Annotated in this window: 19 protein-coding genes and 2 pseudogenes; 13 read left to right on the plus strand and 8 right to left on the minus strand. The window is 44.2% G+C overall.

Translation table 11 applies throughout. The features are described 5' to 3' along the window. The 7 genes from BZJ17_RS14800 to BZJ17_RS14830 all read right to left on the minus strand — a co-directional run. A partial coding sequence (locus BZJ17_RS14800) for a hypothetical protein (RefSeq protein ID WP_131826816.1) occupies positions 1-1,445 on the minus strand: 1,445 nt, incomplete at its 3' end. Continuing rightward, entirely contained in the window at positions 1,438-2,220 is a 783-nt protein-coding gene (locus BZJ17_RS14805; protein WP_077641229.1) for a glycosyltransferase family 2 protein, read from the minus strand. The genes BZJ17_RS14805 and BZJ17_RS14800, both read right to left, overlap by 8 nt. After that, positions 2,220-3,227, minus strand: coding sequence for a glycosyltransferase (locus tag BZJ17_RS14810; RefSeq protein WP_077641230.1), 1,008 nt, complete (start codon positions 3,225-3,227; stop codon positions 2,220-2,222). Before BZJ17_RS14810 ends, BZJ17_RS14805 begins: the two co-directional genes overlap by 1 nt. Further along, entirely contained in the window at positions 3,224-4,345 is a 1,122-nt protein-coding gene (locus BZJ17_RS14815) for an FAD-dependent oxidoreductase (RefSeq protein WP_077641231.1), read from the minus strand. The genes BZJ17_RS14810 and BZJ17_RS14815 overlap by 4 nt, the downstream gene beginning before the upstream one ends. A gap of 1 nt (position 4,346) precedes the next feature. Continuing rightward, positions 4,347-4,697, minus strand: coding sequence for an SMR family transporter (locus BZJ17_RS14820; RefSeq protein ID WP_077641232.1), 351 nt, complete (start codon positions 4,695-4,697; stop codon positions 4,347-4,349). A gap of 3 nt (positions 4,698-4,700) precedes the next feature. Further along, positions 4,701-5,519, minus strand: a complete 819-nt coding sequence (locus BZJ17_RS14825; RefSeq protein ID WP_077641233.1) for a sugar phosphate isomerase/epimerase — start codon at positions 5,517-5,519, stop codon at positions 4,701-4,703. Beyond that, positions 5,516-6,316, minus strand: coding sequence for a pyridine nucleotide transhydrogenase (locus BZJ17_RS14830; protein ID WP_241836822.1), 801 nt, complete (start codon positions 6,314-6,316; stop codon positions 5,516-5,518). Before BZJ17_RS14830 ends, BZJ17_RS14825 begins: the two co-directional genes overlap by 4 nt. Before the next feature lie 499 nt (positions 6,317-6,815). Here BZJ17_RS14830 and BZJ17_RS14835 point away from each other — a divergent pair, with 499 nt between their 5' ends. Both BZJ17_RS14835 and BZJ17_RS14840 read left to right on the plus strand, forming a co-directional pair. Further along, a complete protein-coding gene (locus BZJ17_RS14835) occupies positions 6,816-7,121 on the plus strand; it encodes a PTS fructose transporter subunit IIB (protein WP_077641235.1) in 306 nt (101 codons plus the stop codon). Positions 7,122-7,267: 146 nt separating this feature from the next. Beyond that, on the plus strand, positions 7,268-7,882 hold the full coding sequence (locus tag BZJ17_RS14840) for a PTS sugar transporter subunit IIA (RefSeq protein ID WP_157893196.1): 615 nt from the start codon (positions 7,268-7,270) through the stop codon (positions 7,880-7,882). Here the strand turns inward: BZJ17_RS14840 and BZJ17_RS14845 are convergent. After that, positions 7,873-8,736, minus strand: a complete 864-nt coding sequence (locus BZJ17_RS14845; RefSeq protein ID WP_077641237.1) for an AraC family transcriptional regulator — start codon at positions 8,734-8,736, stop codon at positions 7,873-7,875. The two genes, BZJ17_RS14840 and BZJ17_RS14845, sit on opposite strands and share 10 nt — an antisense overlap. A 228-nt stretch (positions 8,737-8,964) precedes the next feature. Between BZJ17_RS14845 and BZJ17_RS14850 the strand changes: the two are divergent. The 11 genes and pseudogenes from BZJ17_RS14850 to wecA all read left to right on the plus strand — a co-directional run bounded on the left by BZJ17_RS14850 (position 8,965) and on the right by wecA (position 22,665). Beyond that, positions 8,965-10,868: pseudogene (locus tag BZJ17_RS14850) on the plus strand (fructose-specific PTS transporter subunit EIIC). An 83-nt stretch (positions 10,869-10,951) separates the two neighbouring features. Continuing rightward, positions 10,952-12,163, plus strand: a complete 1,212-nt coding sequence (manA, locus tag BZJ17_RS14855) for a mannose-6-phosphate isomerase, class I (RefSeq protein ID WP_241836823.1) — start codon at positions 10,952-10,954, stop codon at positions 12,161-12,163. 272 nt (positions 12,164-12,435) lie between these two features. Further along, positions 12,436-13,830, plus strand: coding sequence for a hexose-6-phosphate:phosphate antiporter (uhpT, locus tag BZJ17_RS14860; RefSeq protein ID WP_077641238.1), 1,395 nt, complete (start codon positions 12,436-12,438; stop codon positions 13,828-13,830). Positions 13,831-13,934: 104 nt separating this feature from the next. Then, complete coding sequence (gene uhpA, locus BZJ17_RS14865) at positions 13,935-14,543, plus strand: transcriptional regulator UhpA (protein WP_077641239.1); 609 nt, start codon at positions 13,935-13,937, stop codon at positions 14,541-14,543. Beyond that, positions 14,540-16,045, plus strand: coding sequence for a signal transduction histidine-protein kinase/phosphatase UhpB (gene uhpB / locus BZJ17_RS14870; protein ID WP_157893197.1), 1,506 nt, complete (start codon positions 14,540-14,542; stop codon positions 16,043-16,045). Before uhpA ends, uhpB begins: the two co-directional genes overlap by 4 nt. A gap of 11 nt (positions 16,046-16,056) precedes the next feature. After that, positions 16,057-17,297, plus strand: a pseudogene (uhpC, locus tag BZJ17_RS14875) (MFS transporter family glucose-6-phosphate receptor UhpC). A gap of 141 nt (positions 17,298-17,438) precedes the next feature. Beyond that, entirely contained in the window at positions 17,439-17,699 is a 261-nt protein-coding gene (locus BZJ17_RS17235; RefSeq protein WP_157893198.1) for a hypothetical protein, read from the plus strand. Between the two features lie 119 nt (positions 17,700-17,818). Beyond that, a complete protein-coding gene (locus tag BZJ17_RS14885) occupies positions 17,819-18,502 on the plus strand; it encodes a YjbF family lipoprotein (protein WP_077641242.1) in 684 nt (227 codons plus the stop codon). A 117-nt stretch (positions 18,503-18,619) separates the two neighbouring features. Then, complete coding sequence (locus tag BZJ17_RS14890) at positions 18,620-19,294, plus strand: capsule biosynthesis GfcC family protein (RefSeq protein WP_157893199.1); 675 nt, start codon at positions 18,620-18,622, stop codon at positions 19,292-19,294. Beyond that, positions 19,291-21,480 carry a YjbH domain-containing protein gene (locus tag BZJ17_RS14895; protein ID WP_077641244.1) on the plus strand — a complete coding sequence of 730 codons (2,190 nt, stop codon included), beginning with the start codon at positions 19,291-19,293 and terminating at the stop codon, positions 21,478-21,480. Before BZJ17_RS14890 ends, BZJ17_RS14895 begins: the two co-directional genes overlap by 4 nt. An 84-nt stretch (positions 21,481-21,564) precedes the next feature. Beyond that, positions 21,565-22,665: a UDP-N-acetylglucosamine--undecaprenyl-phosphate N-acetylglucosaminephosphotransferase gene (gene wecA / locus BZJ17_RS14900; protein WP_077641245.1), complete on the plus strand. Its 1,101-nt coding sequence runs from the start codon at positions 21,565-21,567 to the stop codon at positions 22,663-22,665. The last annotated feature ends 64 nt before the right edge of the window (positions 22,666-22,729 follow it).

Here is a 22,729-nt window from a genome sequence, read left to right on the forward strand (position 1 = left end):
GATATATCATCTCTTAGATATAAGTCACCAACTATATTTTTATATTTCTCACTGAGAATATCTTTAAAGCAATTTGGAGCATAACCTTCCCAATCATACATGCCCCATACTTTCCATTTATCAAGAACAATCGCCTTAGGCCGATTTTCTACAATATCTTTACAAATGTCGTTACTTATACCTAAAACCGGATTTTCTTCATACTTTTGTTGCCAAGGCAAATAGAAAAAATGTGCTGACGCTGGTAGCCTATCAGCCATTATGTAAAGGTGGTTAGTAAAAGAGTGAAAAAGAACCGTATCTTCTGAATTTGTGATTTTCTTAACCAGTTCAGCATATCGATTATATTCAGGGAGCGGGTTGTTTGGCCTGTTATATGCCATATAGATATGGTAAAAACCAAATAGCAATATAGTTACTGGGATTAGAACTATCCTTTTAGTTAAAAGGATTGAAAAGCAATGCGGAATAACGCTAAAAAAAATAGCTAATGCAGCATAAATATAGGGCACTCCATGAAAACTAATAGGATGTGCTCTTATTAGTAAACTACACAAGCCAGCCAAAACAAATAATACTCTGAAGATACTTGTTTTATTGATCACCAATAAAGACACAAGGCAGGGTATAAATATAATAGCCCCTTCTATTGATCCAATAGTATAGCGCAACACATTTCCAATAAGCTGTAAAAATGATTGTCCCCCATTATATAAAGGAAGTACCTTGGCATTTAAGTAAAAGTGATATGCAAAGTAACCACTTAGTGACGTTGTCAAAAGAATAAAGACAGCTGAAATTATAACTCCTAGAGAAAATCCAAATATGGCATAACGTTTTTGCTCTTTTTTAGTAATCGCTATCGCGATTAGAATTGATATAGGAATATAAGTTACAGCCAAAAAAGGTAACAATGCAAGGAAACAGCTACTGATAACCAAATTAACATTTGATATTTCGTTACCTTTCAGTATAGGTAACAAAGAAAAATAGAATACGGAAAAAAGAATAAGACCACACAACGTTTGATATTGGTGAACGCTAGCCAGTACCTCAGGCCCCCACCCCCATATAATGGCAGAAAACCCTAGTATCGTTATTAGCTTTTCAATATATTCTCTCTTGGGATCTAGGAAGATAAAAAGCAAAATAAGAAACTGGAGACTGTAGATCACCACTCGATAATCTTCAATGCTAGCGTTACCAAACTGCTCAATAACATACCCAAAGAAGAATGTCATAGGGCCGTGGTGATTAAAGATTTCAGAATATAAAGTTTGGCCACTTGCCATCATTTTTGCGGCGACAATTGTCTCTGCCTCATCGCCCCAAAGTCTATAATCAATAAGATTACTACAAGCCCACAAGGAAACTGACATTACAAGTATAAAAGCCAACCAAGGGACAAATTTATAATTATCAATTTTGTCTATTACTTTATACATCAAACTTACCCCTGCACGTATCAACAAGGGTTTTAATCACTGATATATTTCCTTTTATAGGTGATATTTTAGTGGGCACTTTTCCTTCCGGATAAGCTCTCGAAACCGGAATTTCAACGCATCTATACCCATTTTTAGCCGCATTAATGGCCAAGTAATAATGATACTCATAGCTCTTAAAGACATCTCTAAACACAGCCATATCGTCTGCAAGAAGTAATTTTCGACTATATGCTCTAAATCCATTCGTCGTATCAGTATACTTAAATCCAGACACATAACGAATCAATGGTGCGTGCAATAGCTTCAGACCTATAAGTCTAGATATTGGGGTATTAATAGCCTTTCCACCAGGAATGAACCTAGAACCTTGAACATGATCATATCCCTCTTCTAACCTTTCAATGAAGTCGTTAATATTCTCAACACTGTCTTTATTGTTACCATCAATAACAACAACCCCTTTATAGCCACGCTCCATCGCCCAGGAAAAAGCGATCCTCATCTGTGTACCAAGCTTTCCTGCTTCTTTTTTTAAAAGTAACGTATTAACCGCCTTTGATTTGAGTGTTTGCTCCGTCGTAGATTCATCGGTGCTACCACCGTCAGATATAACAATATCTGCACTAAGACTGAGTTTAGTCATTTTATCTAGTTGTCTATGCAACTTCTCGCCTTCATTAATAACAAAGACTACAACACAGTAATCGTGAATTTTCTCTTCACTAAATACGATTTCATAACTCGGCACTTCATAATACTTAGGCTTAATCATTATTTATCTCTTCCCGTTTGAGACAAGTTAATGTTTGTTTGAACAGAGTCATCAATTACATTCTGTCTGTTTTCATTAATCATAACAGAGCTATTCTTCTCAAATACAACGTTATACTCTTTATGTTCACTTCTATCATCTAGTAAACGTGCTAAATATTCGCCAAAAAAAGATAGCATAGTGAATAACAGCATAAACAGAAGCGACATAAATACAACGATTGTCGTCCAACCTTCAGCCACCTGATTGTGAAAAATATTTATTAATAACGAATAGAGTGAAAACATTAGTGATAATCCACTTCCCAGAATACCAACAGCGCTCATCCATCGAAGAGGTTTAGTAGAATTAAAAACCATATGATGAAATGTCTCAGCAAGGCCCTGCGAAACAGTTCTTTTCTTCACTTCGTCCTGTGAGATCTCGTAATTTAGAGCGCCGATAGAATAGCCAGTATTTGCCATTCTCATATGAAGCTTGCAATAAAATCTACCTGACTCTGTAATTGCATTTACCGCGCGTCGACTAAGGCAAAACGAACCAGTAGAATTACTGGGCAACGTATACCCTATAGATTTAAGCAGCCGATTACTTAAAATTCTTAGGCATCGATAAGAGACCGATGTTATTTTTGTGGATGTTCCAATAACAATATCAGTTCCAAGTCGCCCCATCTCAACGAATTTTTCAATAAGTTCTTTTTTATCCGTCTCGACATTAAGTACGACGACAAAATCGCCAATTGCGTTCTCGATACCAGCGGCTAATGCCACGTCATTGGAAACTTTTTGAGCGAGCCTTAGATATCTAATGGATTGATAAGTCGAAAGAAGCTTGTCCATCTCATTTTCAGTTGCATCACTAGACTTTTGGTCTATTATTACAATCTCATAGTCGGAATATCGCATATCCAAATAGGGCGAGACTTCTTCTATTAGATTTATTAGTTTTTCTACGCAGTTATCTGCTACAAATACAACAGATACAAATAATTCACTTTTTGTCATTGATCTAATCCAAGTTCTATAATTTTTTGAATTGCATCATATACATTGTCAATTTTTCCACCTAGGACACAATGTAATCCAGGCATTAGATAGTTTTCTTTAAATAGAATAGGTCTTGAGTCGTCAGTATCACTTCTTGGAAGAATCGTTTTCACTTCCCAAAGTGATTCTTTGTATTCAAGCTCTCCTAATATCGGGATATACCTTTTCGCGTCCAATTGCATTTTACGCCAAGCCGTCTCTTTTTTTACTTTAGTAAAATGATCATGAGCGTTTAGGTACGTATCATCACTATCAGTCCATTCATAATGAGGCGTATAGCGGACATGGCTAAACGAATACGCATTTTTAGATGGGAATGGCATGGTAGAAAAGAAAGGACCACACATTATTGTGATTGCAATATCTTTAATCTCATCGGGCACATCTACAATACACATTTCTGTCATTTCATGTCGGAGAGGAATGACAGACAGATCAGAGTTATGAAGTACAGCGTTTAACATTGAATATGTGCAATTAAAAACTTGTTTTGCTGATAGGTTAAACTGCTCGCCATCGTTTTCTAAAATGAGATTAATTCTAGAGTGATTCTTACAGTAGTCTATAGACTTAGCTTCATGGCTTAATAAAATTTCAACATTTTTATCTTTTAGACGATATTGCATGGTTTTCTTAAGAGAATGAGCATTAAATACAAACTCTTTGGTTTTAAATACGCCTTGAATTAGCTTTGGGTTAGTTAATGCTCTAATATGATTTGGAGCAGGATCACAAGGTGCACCAATCCTTTCACAAAACTTCTGAAACTGATGAGGCGTCACTTTCCCTAATTGATTGGAAATCATATAGTACTTGTCAAAGTCGCTATCTATACAATCTTCAAACTCATCTACAAACCGAGGAAATGATATACGCGATCTCAGCGCTGTTAAAATACTTCTAGGATAATGATAGCCATTATGGACACGAGCTTGATTGACATACGAAGCTCGTTGCATTAAGTCAGAGTCTTTTTCAATAACAACAACTGATTTTCCTAATTTAGCGAAAAATTCTGAGATGTATAACCCAAAGAATCCTCCACCGATAATTGCAATGTCTACTTTTTTTTCCATTCTACTTCATTGTCAAAACGACAACGCCTACTAATATAAGTCCTATCCCCAGCATGCTAGAGATAGCTAGTTTTTCTCCAAACGCCACTACAGATATTAAGGAAACAAGAGCAATTGAACCACTCGTCAATACAGGGTGCGCGATGTTTAAAGGAAGATAATGAAGCGCTGCAGCATATAAAACAAAAGCCAGTCCATATAAAGCAACCCCTGCAAGCAAAGGTACATTCGTCAATATCGATAATGGGTCATTGACACTTAGCTTTCTCAAGGGAGAAGAAACAGCCATTTTAATCAATGCACTTGCTGAAGCATTCGAAGTCACACCCAATATTAAGATCAACCATTTCATAATTTAGCCTTGATAAAGTTCAGTCACATAACGAATACTTTTCTCTATATCATCTAACATGCTATCGCTCTCTTTGGTTAACATCTCAATTGTGATCGGCATATTAGGGAAATACCTCTTAATCAAGGGTGCAAGACGCTCTTGATACAGATTATTTTGATAAACTGGTACTAGATCAGGTTCACTTATATGTATATGCCCAATGTAAGTTTTAACTCTTTGTAATGTTTCTTCTTGAACTTCTTCGTTGATACACATTGCCCCAGTGTCTAGTTGCATCTTAATGTTTTCATGATCGACAGCCATTACAATATCAGCGGTTTCAATACTGGTTGTCATAAAGTTTGCGTTATAACGCGAAGGATTGGGCTCTAAGCAAACAGTCACGTTGTGCCTTTTCGCTATATCTCCTAGCCGTCTAAAAAAACTAACTGCGGTGTCGTGAATATCCTGTTTTCCTAAGCCAGAGCAATCTCTATTTCTTGGGGAGCCAAACACTAATAAACGCGCACCTAACTCATCACCAATGGCACAAATACGCTCTAAATGTGAAAGCATCCGCTCTTGCGTCACGGTATCACCGAACACGTTTAATCCCTCTGTACCGAAGAGTAGAGACTGCATTCCTAGAGGACGGATATCCTTTGATAACCAAAAATCTCTTACTCGGCGAACTTCAAACATATTGAGAAGATGCTTTGTATCAACGTATTTAGAAGGCGCAATATCAACATATGATACATTACACTGAGACAATAAGTCTCTTACTTGAGCATCATGCTCCGTTTGCCAAGCGATGTTGGAAATTGATATTTCGGTCATGATTTAGTTACCTGCTCTGATTGTGCATAGGCTCTGATAGCTAACAAGACTTCTTTTTTAGAGTATTGATACTTTTTGTGTGATGAATAAACGTCCCCATAGAGCGTCTGAAAGTCGTAGTTAGCTGGTTGAGATAAAACTTCATTGTCAAAAGTCATATTAAACGCTTCTTGAGCGACTTCTTTGACGGAGATAGGTTCAGAAGTGAGATGAACGAGACGCAAGTTGGCACTAAGAGCAATTTTAATATCACTCCACAGGTTGACCATTGGATAAAATTGGAAAACACCGCGACTATCGATAGCATTGATGTTGTTCTTATTCAAGAAATCGTAAACAATATTCTTTTTTAAATTAGGTCCAACTAAGCCCGGTAGCCTTATTATCAAGTAGTCATCAAAGTTATCTCTTACAAAGTTTTCTAATCGATAACGATTTAAACCATATGGATGCAAACCGTGAGTTTCAACGTGCGTTTTTTCATCGACGCCATTTGCATCACTAAACACATCTACAGTACTGATCAGGATAATTTTTTTGCATCTAGCCTGCTTCAAGCAATCAATGAGTAAGTCGATTGATTGTTGGTCTTTCTCTGGCTCTTTATTTGCCAGCCATTTTACTGCAGGTGCACCTGAGCACACGATGGTATCAAAGCATCGACCTTTGATATCACTGATATTGGTTGAACGGTAGAAGTCTGTGAACGATGTTTGTTTGATGAGTGTTTGTCCAACAAACCCCGTATATCCAATCAGAGCACGCGTTTCGTTCGCCATAATAAATCCTTTACTCATAAAAATCTCATATCGTACCATTAAGCTTACGCTGTGTCTGGGTCAGAGATGAGTCGTTTTGTCTAAGTCAACACGGTGATACGCCGCGCATAATGCGCTCATTGAAAGAGGCATGATTAATGGAAACAAAATAGAAGCAGACATCAGACGTATCACATACATCGTCGACCGGAGCGTTGAAGAGCGATAAATGGATAGCTTGCTTAAAACCGTTGGAAAGTATTGGTAGGTCAATTTGAACAACCTCAGTTCAGTGCACCCCCCCAACACACACAGCAAAGTAATGCTGACGTTAAAAATACTCATAATCACCCAATGGTAAAAGCATACGAAAATGCAGGGATTGTACTCCATCTTTCCCCATAGGGTCGAGAGCAGGAATAAACTTAGCTTTAGCTATCTTCATTGAGCACAAAGATAGAGATATGTCGCTTTAATTCGCAATACCAAAGTGGCACACTGCTCCTATTCTAAACAGGAGGCAAGTCGCTCACTCGTCATGACTAACATCGTCGCAATCACTGCCTGCCCGACCGGCATTGCTCATACTTATATGGCTGCAGAACAACTTGAGAAAGCAGCGAAAAGCTTAGGTATCGATATTAAAGTGGAAACGCAAGGTGCGATGGGCATTGAAAACACGCTATCGCTTGACGAGATCTTGCAAGCAGACTGCGTAGTGGTCGTCTCCGATATCGCGCTTGAAAAAGCAGAACGATTCAGTAACTCAACGATCATTTATCTTGCCATGGAGGACGTCCTTACGGACGCCGAAACGGCGCTAAAAAAGCAACTTCCCCAATGACAGGCGCCTTTGTCTGCTTTTGTTCCCCAGAACAAGGTATAGTGAGCTGGCAAGCTAGGGAGTTAGCAAGGCTATGCTCTCTCTTTAAAAGCCACAGCACTTTTATCAATATTCGTAAAGGCCGTGAGGTTTCCTGTACTGAGGCCTTGTCGATACTCGCTACTGGCACACGCCCTAACGATGTCTGCTTACTCTTGATTGAAGGTGATGACGCAGAGTTAATGTGCTTGGTGCTTGCAGAATACACCAGTAAGCATTGGCACTTGCTTAGCACATCCGCTTTTGCTGCTTCAGCAAGCCGCCAGTCGGCACCGCCATTCAACGTCGCCAACTCAACCATACAGCTAAAGAGCCTTCAGGCTCAATCTACACAATGCGACACTCTCTTAAGGGAAATAGCTAACCTTGTCGCGCCGGCAAATATTTTAGAGCAAACTTGCGCTGCTTTTCAGAGAAGAGAAGCGCAGTCGTCCACCTATATTGATGATCATATAGCATTACCTCACATTATTGACACTAGTATTGTCTATCCCACCATCGTGCTGACTCGCTGTCAGCAGCCGATTATATGGTCGAACGACAAATCCGTTGTACTCTGTATTGCGATCGCGCTGCCGAGTCAGAGTGAGCGAGAAACATTACGTGCCATTAGCCAGCTGTCTCGTCATTTGTCGTCATCAGCATTCCGACAATGGTTAACACACTGCGATGATGCACCCACCCAGTTGACTCTACTCGGCGCTGTGTTAGATCAAGATTGATGGCTCAACCTTCGATATTCAGAAGGGGTTTTTCCTGTTCTCGCCTTGAATACTCTACAGAAATAGTTCACATCATTAAATCCACATCGGCATGCAACATCAACTAAACGAAACTCATACCGCATCAACATAAACTTAGCTCGATCGATGCGTACCCATACAATGTAATCTGCAAGGGTCATATGGCCATACTGTTTAAACAAGCGCGACAGATGACTAGGGCTAATATGAAAGTGAGACGCAATTTCGTTACGGGATAGTGCTTGCTGATAATGCTCTTGAATATAAATACAGATCCCTTGATAGAGATCTTCACCGCGAGAGTGTGCAGTAAGTATAGGCCTATCAACGAGTTGGTGGGTATAGGCTAATAAAGCCTTGATTAAGTACTCATCGGTAAACGCTTTATTTGGCTCTTTTGCCAGTGCATTGAGCGCTTCGAGAATATTATCGACGGCAAAGCCCGCCCGCATGGGGACAGAAAACTTTTGTACACCGTAAAATCCTGCCACATTGCTACGTTTATTCACCAAGCTAAAGCCCAGTTGCCGGCGACCATAAAGCAAACTAAGTACCGAGCAAGAATGCAGCCAATCAGGCTTATTCCAACAGTTAGGAGCGACATACAAGGCGTCACCGCCAGTCAACGTATGTGTTTGAATTCCCTCAGGTGTCGAAATAGTATTTGTATACTCACCAGAGACCACAATTTCTAAACGCGGGAAGTTAACTTGATAACTAAATGGTTCAGGGGCTTGCCAATCATTCGCGAAAACCACACAACCAAAGATCTCGTCCGGAGACTTTAGCAATGCAAGTAAGTTAGAAAAACTTGTCGGTGTTGTGGCTTTCATCGATACCCCTATCTGATGTTTTAGGCTAATGTGAGGGCGCGCGCCCCCCGCGTATCACCAATACCGCCATTATACCTCTTTCATGTCACCTCTCGACTAATGAGCAAGATCACACTAAAAAGGGTTGGTCACAATCATCCAGTAAATGCTATTTCTTTGCACTATTTTCCACCTACTGGTAGGCGCAAACTAATCACTGTGTTCAAAACGAATTGGCAGGAGCCCACCATGATAGCTGAACTGATTAACGAGCGATTAATACTCCTCAACCTTAATGCCACCAGCAAGCAAGATGTATTTAATGAACTCAGCCAAGCCCTTGTTGACAATGGCAGAGTTAAAGATAAAGCAGCGTTTGTCGACGATGTAAATGCCCGCGAAGCATTGGGGAACACAGGCTTTGAGGATGGCATCGCCCTCCCCCATGCAAAAAGTGATGCGGTTATCGCACCTGGTGTTGTCATTGGGATTAGTCGTGCAGGTATTGATTATGGTGCCGAAGATGGCGGCTTATCACACATCTTTTTCATGATAGCGTCTCCTACAAATGGCGGAGACCATCATATTGAAGTGCTCGCATCCTTATCTTCCAAGTTAATCGAGCCCGGCTTCACTCAAGCACTACTCGCCGCGAATACTCCATGTGACGTTATGGCGCTCTTAACCAAGCCGAGCCAGCAGACCGACCACAATGGTCCCACAAAGGGATTGATTATTGGCGTCACTGGCTGCCCGGCAGGCGTCGCGCACACCTATCTTGCAGCGGAAGCGCTAGAGAAAGCCGCTCATGAGTTAGGCTTTGATATTAAAGTCGAAACCAATGGTTCTATCGGTGTAAAAAACACCCCAACTCAAGAGGAAATTCAGCGTGCTGATGCCATCGTTGTTGCCTGTGACAAACAAACCGATATGACTCGCTTTAAAGGCAAACCTGTTATCGAAGTCGGTGTTAAAGAGGCTATTCGAGATGGCAAAGGCTTAATTAACCGAGCGCTAAATGCCGCGCCTTATCAGACCACCGGTGAGTCTACGCAGAGCGCAGCAACAAGTTCATCGTCCTCAGGGTCACAAAACTGGCGGAGTAATCTATATCGCTATTTGATGAACGGTGTCTCGCATATGATTCCTTTTGTGGTCACTGGTGGGCTGTTAATTGCGCTTTCCCTTGCCATTGGTGGTAAACCTACCGAAGCCGGTATGGCTATTCCAGAGGGGAGCGCATGGCAACAAGTGCTTGATGTCGGTGTGATTGCTTTCCAACTAATGATTCCTGTCCTTGCTGGCTACATCGCATATGCCATTGCCGACCGACCAGCTTTAGCTTAATTGGCGGATGGATAGCGAACACTGGCAGCTTTTACGGCGCGGAAGCCGGCACAGGTTTTATTGGCGCTATCATTGCCGGTTTACTGGTCGGTTACTTTGTTAAATGGGTTAGCGGAATCAATTACCATAAATTTCTCCAACCACTCGTGCCCATTATGATTGCCCCTATTACAGGCACGCTATTTATTGCTTCATTATTTATCTTTGTAATTGGCGCCCCTATCGCAAGTCTAATGGACTCTCTCACTGCCATGCTAACAGCGATGAGTACCGGTAATTATATCTTGCTAGGTATTGTGCTCGGTGGCATGGCCGGTTTTGATATGGGCGGCCCTTTCAACAAAGTTGCGTTCCTGTTCTCGGTTGGAATGATTGCCAGTGGTCAAACTCAGTTTATGGGAGCCATGGCCTGCGCCATTCCAGTTGCTCCTCTTGGGATGAGCTTGGCGACCGTGTTAGGCCGCAAGCTTAATATTTTTGAAGCGACAGAGCACGAGGCAGGCAAAGCCGCAGGCGCGATGGGATTGGTTGGTATTTCAGAGGGGGCAATTCCCTTTGCCGCTCAAGATCCTATTGCTGTCATTCCTGCCAATATGATCGGCTCTATGGTTGCAGCAGTCATGGCCTTTAGTTTTGGCGTCACCAACAGTGTTGCACACGGAGGTCCCGTGGTTGCATTGCTAGGCGCAATGAACAAGCCATTCATTGCATTAATTTGTATGGTAGTGGGTGCGGTTGTTACTGCGCTTGTTTGTGTCAGCCTAAAAAAAGCCCGTAAAGCCCAGTGGCTGCAATCAGCCGCCTAAACATGATATAAATACTTGGTTTGTATTTTCATCTTCCGGCCTCTCCCAAGAGGCCGCTTTTCTTTGCCAAAGGTCATCATCTCATGAACAACCTATTTTGTTCTCAGCCTTTTTATCTAATGCGTAACCCAATCCAAACGTATCAATGGGGTAGCCAAACGGCACTAACAGCACTGTTTGGTATTCCAAATCCAACCCAGCAACCACAAGCGGAAGTTTGGATGGGCGCTCATCCTAAAGCCAGTTCCGAAATCAAAGTCGGCGACGCATGGCAATCACTCCATGATACAATTTCAGCATTCCCACAAGCAGCTCTGTCCGAAGCAACCTTCGCGCAATTTGGTGAGTTGCCATTTTTATTTAAAGTGCTCGCAGCCGAGACTGCGCTATCTATTCAAGTGCATCCGAGCAAACAAGAAGCCGAACTTGGCTTCCACAAAGAAAACCAACAAGGTATTCCACTCTCTGCCGCGCATCGCAACTACAAAGATGCGAACCATAAGCCTGAGTTGATCTATGCGCTTACGAGCTTTGAAGCAATGAATGGATTCCGCGACTATCCCGTCATTATCGACCATATCCAGACAATCAATAACGACACCCTAAACGCCTTATTCAAGTCCTTTATCGACGCACCAACAGCAACGTCTCTTGAGCACGCCTTCGGTCAACTACTTGCTCTCAAACAAAAAGAAAAAATGGCAGCCCTTGACGCCTTAATGACAACGGCGACTGAGAACGAAACTGTTGCACCGTTTAGTACTATTACACGCTTGGCAAAACAGTATCCGGGCGATATTGGTTTGTTCGCGCCGCTACTGCTCAACGTCGTGACGCTAAACCCCGGCGAAGCTATGTTTTTACACGCACGCACTCCCCATGCGTATATCCATGGCGTAGGTTTAGAAGTGATGGCTAATTCCGATAATGTGTTACGCGCTGGACTGACGCCAAAACATATTGACGTCAACGAGTTAGTTGCATGTACAAGCTTCTCGCCTATCGCTGAGGCACAGATAAAACTTACCGCTCAACCGACTGAACAGGGTGAATATTACCCAGTGACAGTGCCTGACTTTAATATTGTTCGATACGGCCAAGCACAGCATGTGCAGTGCAATATGCAAAGCGCTGAAATTTTGTTTGCCGTCAACGCACCGCTCACAGTGGTTCACGCCGACCACGAACTCACCATTCAAAAAGGTGAGTCAATTTTTATTCCCGCGTGCACCCAAGTCTACACACTGCATTGTGACGGAGATGCAGTTAGGGTCAGTAATACCACCAGCGCGTAAACTAACGCGCTGAAACTCGGTCGCTGGCCAATAAAACTGGATGAGTATGCCCCATGAGGATCAAGGTTACGATTGGGGCCTGCTAGCTCAGTATCCAGTTCCCACTTAACGTGCGTAGCCACAAGCTCCCTGTGATGCCTTTCACGATTTACAACTCACTCAATAAAAACTAAGAGTTTTTCCTAGTTCAACTAAGCCGTCTTCTCAAGAGCACGGCTTTCTATCGCCGTATACTGCCTAGCGTCTTATTTACTTACTTAACGAGCGTACTTATGTTGAACTTTCTCGACCAAGTCAGAAAGCCCACATTAGATTTGCCTGTCGAACAGCGCAGAAAAATGTGGCTAAAGCCTTTCTTACAATCCTACCTAGTGGTGTTTATTGGCTACCTAACCATGTACCTAGTGCGCAAAAACTTTAATGTTGCCCAGAACGACATGATCAATCAATACGGTCTCTCCATGACCGAGTTGGGTATGATAGGCCTAGGGTTTTCCGTCACCTACGGCATTGGTAAAACGGTCGTTTCCTACTACGCCGACGGCAAGAATACAAAGCAGTTCCTCCCGTTTATGCTGATCCTATCTGGTCTTTGTATGCTTGGCTTCAGTTTGAGCTTGGGGGGCGGAAGCATCAGCCTCTTTTTAATGGTCGCCTTTTACTCTCTTAGTGGCTTCTTCCAGAGCACAGGCGGGCCATCAAGCTACTCAACCATTACAAAATGGACACCGAGCAATAAGCGTGGTTCATACCTTGGACTCTGGAATATGTCGCATAATGTCGGCGGTGCAGGTGCTGCGGGTGTCGCTTTATTTGGCGCTAACGTCTTTTTCGACGGTCATGTCATTGGCATGTTTGTCTTCCCTGCAGTTATCGCGATTATCGTTGGTGCCATAGGGATGCGATATGGCAGTGACTCACCGGAAGCCTATGGACTCGGTCCTGTCGAGGAGCTTTTCGAAGAACCAATCAGTGATGAGGACCGAGAAGCCGAAGAAACCAAGATGACCAAGAAGGAGATGTTCCTCAAGTATGTCTTGAAAAATAAGGTGATCTGGCTACTTTGTTTTGCCAATATTTTCTTATACATCGTACGTATTGGTATTGACCAATGGTCGACCGTTTATGCCTATCAAGAGCTTGGCTTTTCGAAAGAAACCGCTATTTCTGGCTTTACCATGTTTGAAGTCGGAGCGTTGGTCGGTACGCTGATGTGGGGCTATCTCTCTGATCTTGCTAACGGGCGCCGAGCACTTGTGGCGTGTGTCTCACTGGGGCTGATTGTGATGACCCTAGAGTTCTATCAGTACGCGACAAGTGAATTTATGTACTTATCGGCACTGTTTGCACTCGGATTTTTGGTATTTGGCCCGCAGCTATTGATCGGCGTTGCCGCCGTTGGCTTTGTGCCGAAAAAGGCGATCAGTGTCGCTGATGGCGTAAAAGGTACCTTTGCTTATTTGATTGGCGATAGCTTTGCGAAACTGGGATTAGGGATGGTAGCCGACGGTACGCCGATTTTTGGACTGACAGGATGGAAAGGCACCTTTGCTGCACTCGATGCGTCAGCACTCATCTGCTTGGGTCTACTCGCGATGGTGGCGATTGCTGAAGAGCATAAAATCCGCAAAAAGAAAAAAGCCATGAAGCTAAACGCTCAACTCTAGCTACTCATGATGAGAGCCTCTCAAGGCTAGATAGCTATCTATTGATATACCACATTGCATTAGCGTCATACTGGCGCTAATGTACTGCTTTTTGCAGGCAAACTATGATCAACGTTGTACTGATTGACGATCATCGAATCGTACGGTCCGGTTTTGCTCAACTGTTAAACATTGAACCTGATATTACCGTGATCGGTGAATTTGGCTCGGCAAAAGAAGCACATCACCAGCTTCCCGGCTTACCGGTACACGTTTGTATCATGGATATCTCCATGCCTGAAGAAAGCGGCCTGCACCTGCTCGAGCAACTCCCCTCTAGCATCAACGCGCTAATGCTAAGCGTACATGACTCAGCGAGCATGATAGAAAGAGCGCTACAGTTAGGCGCGAAAGGATATTTAAGTAAAAACTGCCATCCAGATGAACTTATTCAAGCGGTGAAAACCGTCGCACATGGCGGCTTTTTTGTCACCAAAGATATCGCCTTACAGCTGGCCTCACCCGAAAAAGCGATGTCTAACCCACTCTCGAGCCTCACACGTCGCGAACAACAAGTCGCCACCTTAATAGCCAAAGGATATACCACCAAACACATTGCTGAAGAACTAGGGATTAGCCCGAAAACTGTACATGTTCACCGTGCTAACGCGATGGAAAAACTCGCAGTCGACAATAACGTATGTTTAGCGAAAATACTCCAGCAGGATGTATGAACAGAACAACGATGACTTGGGCTATCAACACGCTCGGCATTCTATGCTTTGTCTTTTGTGCTTGGATAAGCCTATGGGTGATCAGTCGTTTTTTACTGCCATCAGATACACTTACGGTCGTGTTTTTTCCTTTTGCGCTCCGTCTTGGGCTTATTCTGAATAGCCGTCGTATTTATTGGGCCGCAACATACTTAGCCGAGTGGCTCGCATTAATAACACTCTATCGCTACCTTCCGGCTCAAAGTACGTTCCACTTGTGGTTACTGAGTGTACTTTCTTGGCCAATCTGCCATCAGCTGATCGTCTATACCACTCCGCGTCACTGGTCGTTTTTGTCACTCGCAAGTGTTGCCACGATTATCCATAGTGCCGCCATTATCACTGTAGGGTACAGTTTAACAGACGATAAAACACTGTTACTCCTCGCACCATTAACAGCAATGCTCATTGCTCTACCATGCTGTTATTTAATAAAATTTTACTTATTCTCAAAGCCGTGGGGCGTCATTTCTGCGCGTATTGCAGGCGCGCCGATACATTTTCATTGGCGAAACGGCCTAATTTGCACCACAGCGTTTATTCTTAACTTATTGATTCAAACTCAATTACCGCCGGCACTCAACCGTTTTGCACCATTTTGTTTAGCGATTCCTATTATTCTGTTCGCACTCAAATATGGCTGGCAAGGCGCATTTCTTGCGACGTTATTTAATAGCTTAGCCTTAATTTCAGCGCATGTAGGTGGCGATGCAACCGCGCAAACAATAGAATTATTGTTATCCCTTTCAGTACAAACCGTCACCGGCATTGGTTTGGGGCTTGCGGTTCAACGTCAGCAAAACCTCACTCAAGATCTGCAACAACAGCTAAACAAAAACCAGTATTTATCGCGCCAACTCGTCAGTACCGAAGAAAAAATCCGCCGCCATATTGCACGTGAGTTGCATGATGAAGTGGGTCAAAACATCACGGCCATCAAAACCCACGCAAGCATCATTAAACGGCTCGATGGTGCTAAAACTTACATGCCTTACCTTCAAGTCATTGACGATATGTCGATGAACATCTATCAATCCACCAAAACACTCCTATCACAGTTGCGCCCTACCGTTTTAGATGACGTGGGTTTTGATGATGCTATCGCGCAACTCATTCATGAAATGGGATTTGCTGCTAAAGACGTTGAGGTCGACCTTACAATCACACACCACCACCCTGTCAGTGATACTGTGCGCGTCACTGTGTATCGTATTTGCCAAGAGGCATTAAACAATATCCACAAGCACGCTAATGCCAAACGTGTCGAAGTCACTATAACACTCGATCGAATCTCTCAGTTGCAAGTCACTGACGATGGTTGCGGCTTTGTACCACGAGAAGCGGTTAACGGCTTTGGTCTGAAAGGGATCCGTGAGCGTGTGGTTGCCATGGGCGGTGCTTGTAATATTCAATCGACACCGAGSGGAACTCGCCTTTCCGTATCACTGCCACACATTCCCTAGCCATGAATAGTATGACAATACAGACATCCCACGACTCACTCTATACCTATTGGCGCCGCCATATTATGGTGGGAATGTATCTGGGCTATGCAGGATTCTATTTAACCCGCAAGACACTCAGTGCTGCCTCACCAGCGCTTATTGCCAACCTAGAGATTGATGTAGCCCATATCGGCCTTATGGGCACGCTATTTTCGTTGACTTACGGCGTCTCGAAGTTTGTGTCAGGCATGGTTGCTGACCAAACGAATTCTGGTTTTTTCATGAGTATCGGGCTGATATTAACAGGCGTAATTAGCCTTATCTTTAGTCAGATGCAGAGTGTTGCAGCGTTAACCACATTGTGGGTGGCAAATGCATGGTTTCAAGGATGGGGATGGCCAGCATGTGCAAACCTACTAACCAGCTGGTACTCGCGCAACGAGCGAGGCGTATGGTGGGCTATTTGGAATACCGCTCACAATGTTGGCGGTGCTGTTGTGCCGGTGCTTGTCGCGTATTTGGTCCTCCATGTGAACTGGCAAGCAGGGTTTGCCTTACCCGGCGTCATGGCGATAGTCATTGGGCTGCTATTACTTTTTTATCTGCGCGATAAGCCTAAATCACTCGGACTACCGAGTGTTGGTGAGTGGCGCAAAGATAAGCTCGAACTGTTTCACGAGAAGGACAGCCCTTCCTTCACTTATCGCACCATTTTTTATCGGTACGTACTTAAAAACCGTTATTTATGGCTACTCGCCGTGAGCTATATAATGGTGTATATCGTCCGTACCGCAATTTACGATTGGGGTAATATCTACCTTACGCAACAACACCACTACAGCTTGATTCAAGCCAATATCGCTTTAGCCATGTTCGAAGTGGGTGGAATACTCGGTTCACTTGTCGCAGGCTGGGGCTCTGACCGAGTCTTTGCCGGAAACAGAGGGCCTATGTGTATTCTATTTGCTACTGGTATTTTTCTCTCCGTAGCAGCATTCTGGTTGTTCCCATTTAGCGATATCGTCATTCACGCGCTGTTGCTATTTTGCGTCGGCTTTTTTGTGTTTGGCCCGCAAATGCTCATTGGTATGGCACAGGCTTTGTCGGTATTTTTGCCTACTTGGGCGCAGCTGCCGCTGGCTATCCGTTAGCACTGATTATTGGAGCTTTTTCGTGGCAAGGCTTTTTTATCGCCATAGCGCTATGCGCAGTGACCATCGGACTGGTGCTGCTTCCTTTTTTAAGAATGCAGATTACCGAACAAACTTAGGCTAAACCCCACATTTACGATGAAAAATCTGTGACGGAATCTGTATTTGTTTTACAAGTCAGCATGTAGCGATTACGATTGATTATGTGTCTGCTTCTGCGGACTCACATGTATTAATACAGAGAAATCATGGAGAGACAGATGAAAAAAGTTGCAACAGGTTTAATCGCCATGCTGTTCGCGGCCAGTACCATGGCAGCAGTAGAAACGGCTCCCGGTGCTGCAGGTAGTGCTGGAGCGGGTGCGGGCGCAGCTGGCGCTGGTGCGGGTGCAGCAGCAGCAGGTGGTGTTAGTGCCGGTGTAGTGGCAGCTGGCGTAGCCGCAGCGGCGGCTGTTGGCGTTGCTGTTAATGCAGCAGATAACGACGATGGCGGTACAACCACTACCGTAGCAGCAGAATAAAACGAGTTACACTCTGCATTTGGCCGCCGAGCATAAGGAAATCTCGGTGGCCCACTTCGTTTTAGCGCTTGACGAGAGTACCTCCTACCCTATCGCACCCAGACTAAACACTTTTACCTATGATAAAAATTGCGCGTCTCTTCGGCCTACTCTTTTTAACAAGTCTCACTGTAGGATGCACACAACGCATTAAAGACTTCGGCGAGTCATTTAAATTTGCCTACCATGGATACCCGAACGTCACCAAGAGCTGGGAGGAAATTCAGCGCCTGCCCTATGCCAGCATGTATGCGCAACTCGATGGCGGTCCCCGAGGTTTTTTGGTTCTTGGTTTTGTGGAGCCAAGCCAACATCCTGCACCTAACTTAAAATGGCTCTCAGCCGAAAATGAAATGTTAGTAACACGAGATGGCAGGCTAGTTAAAACGGTAAACCTTACCCAAGGTAACTTGATAAAAACTATTTACGACTCTCCCGACCCACTCAGCTACGGGCTATTGGACTTACCCATGCCACAGTCATGGTCTTATCATATTGATTGGCAGCCCAATAATCACAGTGGTTATCAAGCACGCGCTACCTTTGAAAGGGGCGAGACAAGCACATTAGACTTTAATGGTACACCCATTAAAACTGTTTCTTTTTATGAGAAAATTTCCATTCCAGAGCTTAACAAGCAATATACCAATCGATACTGGGTCAATGCACAAACAGGCAGGCTGATTCAATCACATCAATATCTCGCACCAGAGCTACCTGCAGTTACCCTCACATATTTGAAAGACTATCAAAGCGAGGATTAAGCCATGTGGCGTTCAGTTATTTATATGACTCAGTTCGTTGTCACCCTAATAATCTGTGCACCAGCATTCGCACAGCCACAAGGTTTTCAGGCTGGTGATTCAACGCAAGACAAACCAATGACTCCGTCAACTATCATCACCACGCGTGACGGTACAAAACACTCGTTTATACAGCCACCACAACTTGCAGATGCCGTACTCACTGTCGCCTACTCACAATATCACTCACTCGACAACATCTACTGGCCGGCAGCAGGGCTCTACCAATCTGTTTGGAGCGAAAACACTAAACGCGAGGCGCTAAAACCGGTGGCTCGACAAGTTAGGGTACAAAAAGGCGAATTAAAACAACAATGGTTAGCATTGTATTCTGCATTGCTAAACCTCAGTATTGGAAAGCGTATCGATATTAACATCGATCCTGATTATGTGCGCCTATCAAAAGAGACAAACCCAAAACTCGATGGGCAATGGCACATTCAATTACCAACACGACCAAAGCAAGTCCTTCTACTAGGCGCGATAGACAAGCCGGGCTTTTATCCTTGGCGCGTGAGGACTTCTGCCGCGACCTACTTAAAGGATGCCGCCGATCAGTTACATGGACAGTCTTATGCTTGGGTGGTCAAACCAAGCGGTCATGCCGAGAAACATCCTATTGCCTACTGGAACAAGCAGCACAGTGACATTTTACCGGGTTCTGTCATTTATCTACCTTTGTCAATTAAAGACACACCGATCGATCCAAATCAGAGCGTGCTGATGTATTTGAAAAATAGGCTAATCCCATGATGACATTTAATGCTAATTATCGCCGACGTCGACTTTTCTGTACGTTAGTACTTATTGCACCGCTAACCGTATGGGCTGATGAATTTGATTATCCTGAACTCAACCACTCCCAATACGATTTTGGTGGCGTGGGCCTATTGCAGATGCCCACCGCACGCTCGCTGCCAGAGGGGGGCTTTGCACTAGGAACCACGTATAATGACGACTACGTCCACTTTTACACGTCACTCCAACTCTTTCCATGGTTAGAAACCACCATTCGCTATACACAGGTCCATGATCTGCTCTACAGTGACGACCCAAGCTTCAGTGGTGACACCAAATACACGGATAAGAGCATTGATGGCAAACTTCGCCTTCTACAAGAAAGCTACTGGCTACCTGAAGTTGCTATTGGCTTTCGGGATATCGGTGGCACAGGTCTATTCGATGGCGAATATCTCGTTGGCTCAAAACGTGCTGGACCATTTGACTTTTCGTTAGGCGTGGGTTGGGGATATATGGGAAACCGCGCTAATTTAACTGGGAATAAGCATCTATCCGCAGATTGTGGTCGTGATACTGCCTACGCCGGCAATGGTGGCACTGTTGACATCGGTCGAATGTTTACCGGCTGTGCATCACTGTTCGGAGGCATTGAGTATCAAACGCCATACGCGCCGCTTAGCCTTAAACTTGAGTACGATGGCAATGATTATCAATCGGACTTCGTTACTACCAATGCTTCTCCGATGGCCGTCAGCAGTGACTGGAATATTGGTGCCACATACCGCTTAGGAACATGGGGAGATGTACAACTAGCGTATGAGCGCGGCACCACCGTAACTGCTGGCGTAAATCTATATACAAACTTCAACCAAGTAACACCGTTTTGGCTCGACAGCGCCACACCCACTTACGCTCCAGAAGCAACAACGGAAAAGTTGACAGAACAAGAGTGGCAACGCCTCAGCGAACAGCTTGCTCATGTTGCTGGCTATCAAAACAACCAACTTTTCTACGACGGACAAACCGTGACCCTCTCAGGGGAACAAGCTAAATATCGCGACCGAGCAGAAGGTAAAAATCGTGCAGCAACGCTGATTGCGAACACGGGTATAGAAGCAAAACAGTACCGTATTGTCGAGCAGCGCTTACGCCAACCGATCACTGAAACGCTTATCTCAGCCGATACGTATGCCACACTGGTTGACATTGCCTCTCTCGACAAAAAGCAATACAATCAGGCATTTACACCCAGCGAGACCATTAAGCTTGCCTCTTACGGCGAACAGAAAAGCGATGGTCGTAAACACATTCGCGCAGGGATTGCGCCTGTGTTTATTCAATCCATTGGTGGGTCAGAAAGCTTTTACATGTATTCACTTGGCATCAGCGGAAACGCTGATGTACATGTTACCGATCATTTACTTGCCTCATCAAGCTTATACATCAATATCACTGATACCTACGACAAGTTTAAATACACAGTACCCCCCGATGGTACCGACCTTAAACGGGTGCGAACACTCAACCGACAATACCTTGAAGATACAGTGCGCATGACGAACTTGCAGCTGACTTATCTAGATCACTGGCAAGATAATTGGTTTGGACAAGCCTACGGCGGTTATCTCGAAACCATGTTTGCCGGTGTAGGGGGTGAAGTGCTTTATCGACCGATGAACAGTGCATGGGCAATCGGTATCGATACCAACTATGTTAAACAGCGCGAGCCGGGATCGGCTCTCGGCTTGTATGCGGACGAAGTTCAACCAGCACGAGGTAACGACCGCGCATTTCGTGTTCAAACAGGCACTATCACAGGCCATGCCTCACTGTATTGGCAAAATCCTCTCGGGCTTTTTGACGGTATGCTTGCTAAACTAAGCGTTGGGCGTTACCTCACTGAAGACAAAGGGATGACGCTAGAGCTATCAAAACAGTTTAACAGCGGTATACTCGTTGGTGCTTATGCAACCAAAACGGATCTGTCAGCCGAGGAGTTTGGAGAAGGTAGCTTCACCAAAGGTTTTTACGTTTCGATTCCTTTTGATTTGCTCTCCGTCAAGCCTACTACAGCAAGAGGACGCATCGCGTGGCAACCACTCCAACGAGATGGAGGCCAAAAGCTTAACAAAAAGTATTCACTGTATGAGATAACCGATGGCCGTTCACCTTGGTACACGCGATCGATCTCACACTAAGTACAATAGCCTTCCAAGCTTGACTATGCGTCGGCGACACATTGTACTTATCGTTGACCATAGCGGCCCCAAAAGGAAGCAACCGTGCTAGTAACAGTTTTGGACTTGGCTTTTTTGTTTTTTTTCTCTCTGGCTTCTCTCTTTATCCTGAGAAAAGGAGCCAGACGCGTTGGCCTTATTGATAAGCCAGATTTTCGCAAACATCATGAAGGCGCAGTACCGCTCGTGGGTGGTATCGCGATATGTATTTCTTTACTGTATTTTTTGCTGAATAATCCCGACATTATTCCTCATACGACTCTCTATGCCTCTAGCATTGTGGTACTGGTAACACTAGGCGCGCTCGACGATAAATATGATGTCGACTTTAAAATTCGATTTGGCGTCCAAGGTTTGCTAGCGGTTGCAATGATCATGCTTGGCAATATCGAGCTAAGCCGGCTCGGTGATATTTTTGGCATCGGCTACATCAAACTTGACCTAATGGGTTACGTGCTCACAATCCTTGCCGTTATTGGCGCCATCAATGCCTTTAACATGGTCGATGGTATCGATGGCTTACTCGGCGGTCTCTCCACCGTGACTTTTGCGAGCCTTGGGGCACTGCTATTTCTAAATGGCCACAGCGCAATGGGTTATTTATGCATCGTGCTCACAGTGATCATTATGCCCTATCTTGTACTTAATCTGGGGTTGCTCGGGCGTAAGCGAAAAGTATTTATGGGTGATGCGGGGAGCATGCTGATCGGCTTTACCGTAGTATGGTTTTTGCTCTTGGCAAGCCAAAGTGAAACGCATGCAGCAATTCGCCCAGTAACAGCATTATGGCTGATAGCCTTACCGTTAATGGACATGGCAACCATTATGTTTAGGCGGCTAAAGCGTGGTGATTCACCATTTAAGCCCGATCGCGAGCACCTTCACCATATTTTTCAGCGCATTGGGCTTAGCTCTCGACAAACCTTAGCGCTGATTTGTTTGCTCGCCGGCGTATTGGCAGTAATAGGCATTATTGGCGAACTGTTTCACGTGCCCGAGCACATTATGTTTGTGGGCTTTTTGGTGTGTTTTTTCGCCTATTGTATGATGTTGCGTTACATTTGGCGGATCACAACATTTTTACACGCAAAGATGGGAAAGAATGAATTTAACGATGGGGCAAGAGCCCTAGGACCTAGGTCCTAGGCTCCGGAAAAATATAGCTTGCATGAGCGAAAACGCTATTATGCATCACGATAATAATTTGATA

This window comes from Salinivibrio sp. IB574 (assembly GCF_001996205.1).
GTDB lineage: Bacteria > Pseudomonadota > Gammaproteobacteria > Enterobacterales > Vibrionaceae > Salinivibrio > Salinivibrio proteolyticus.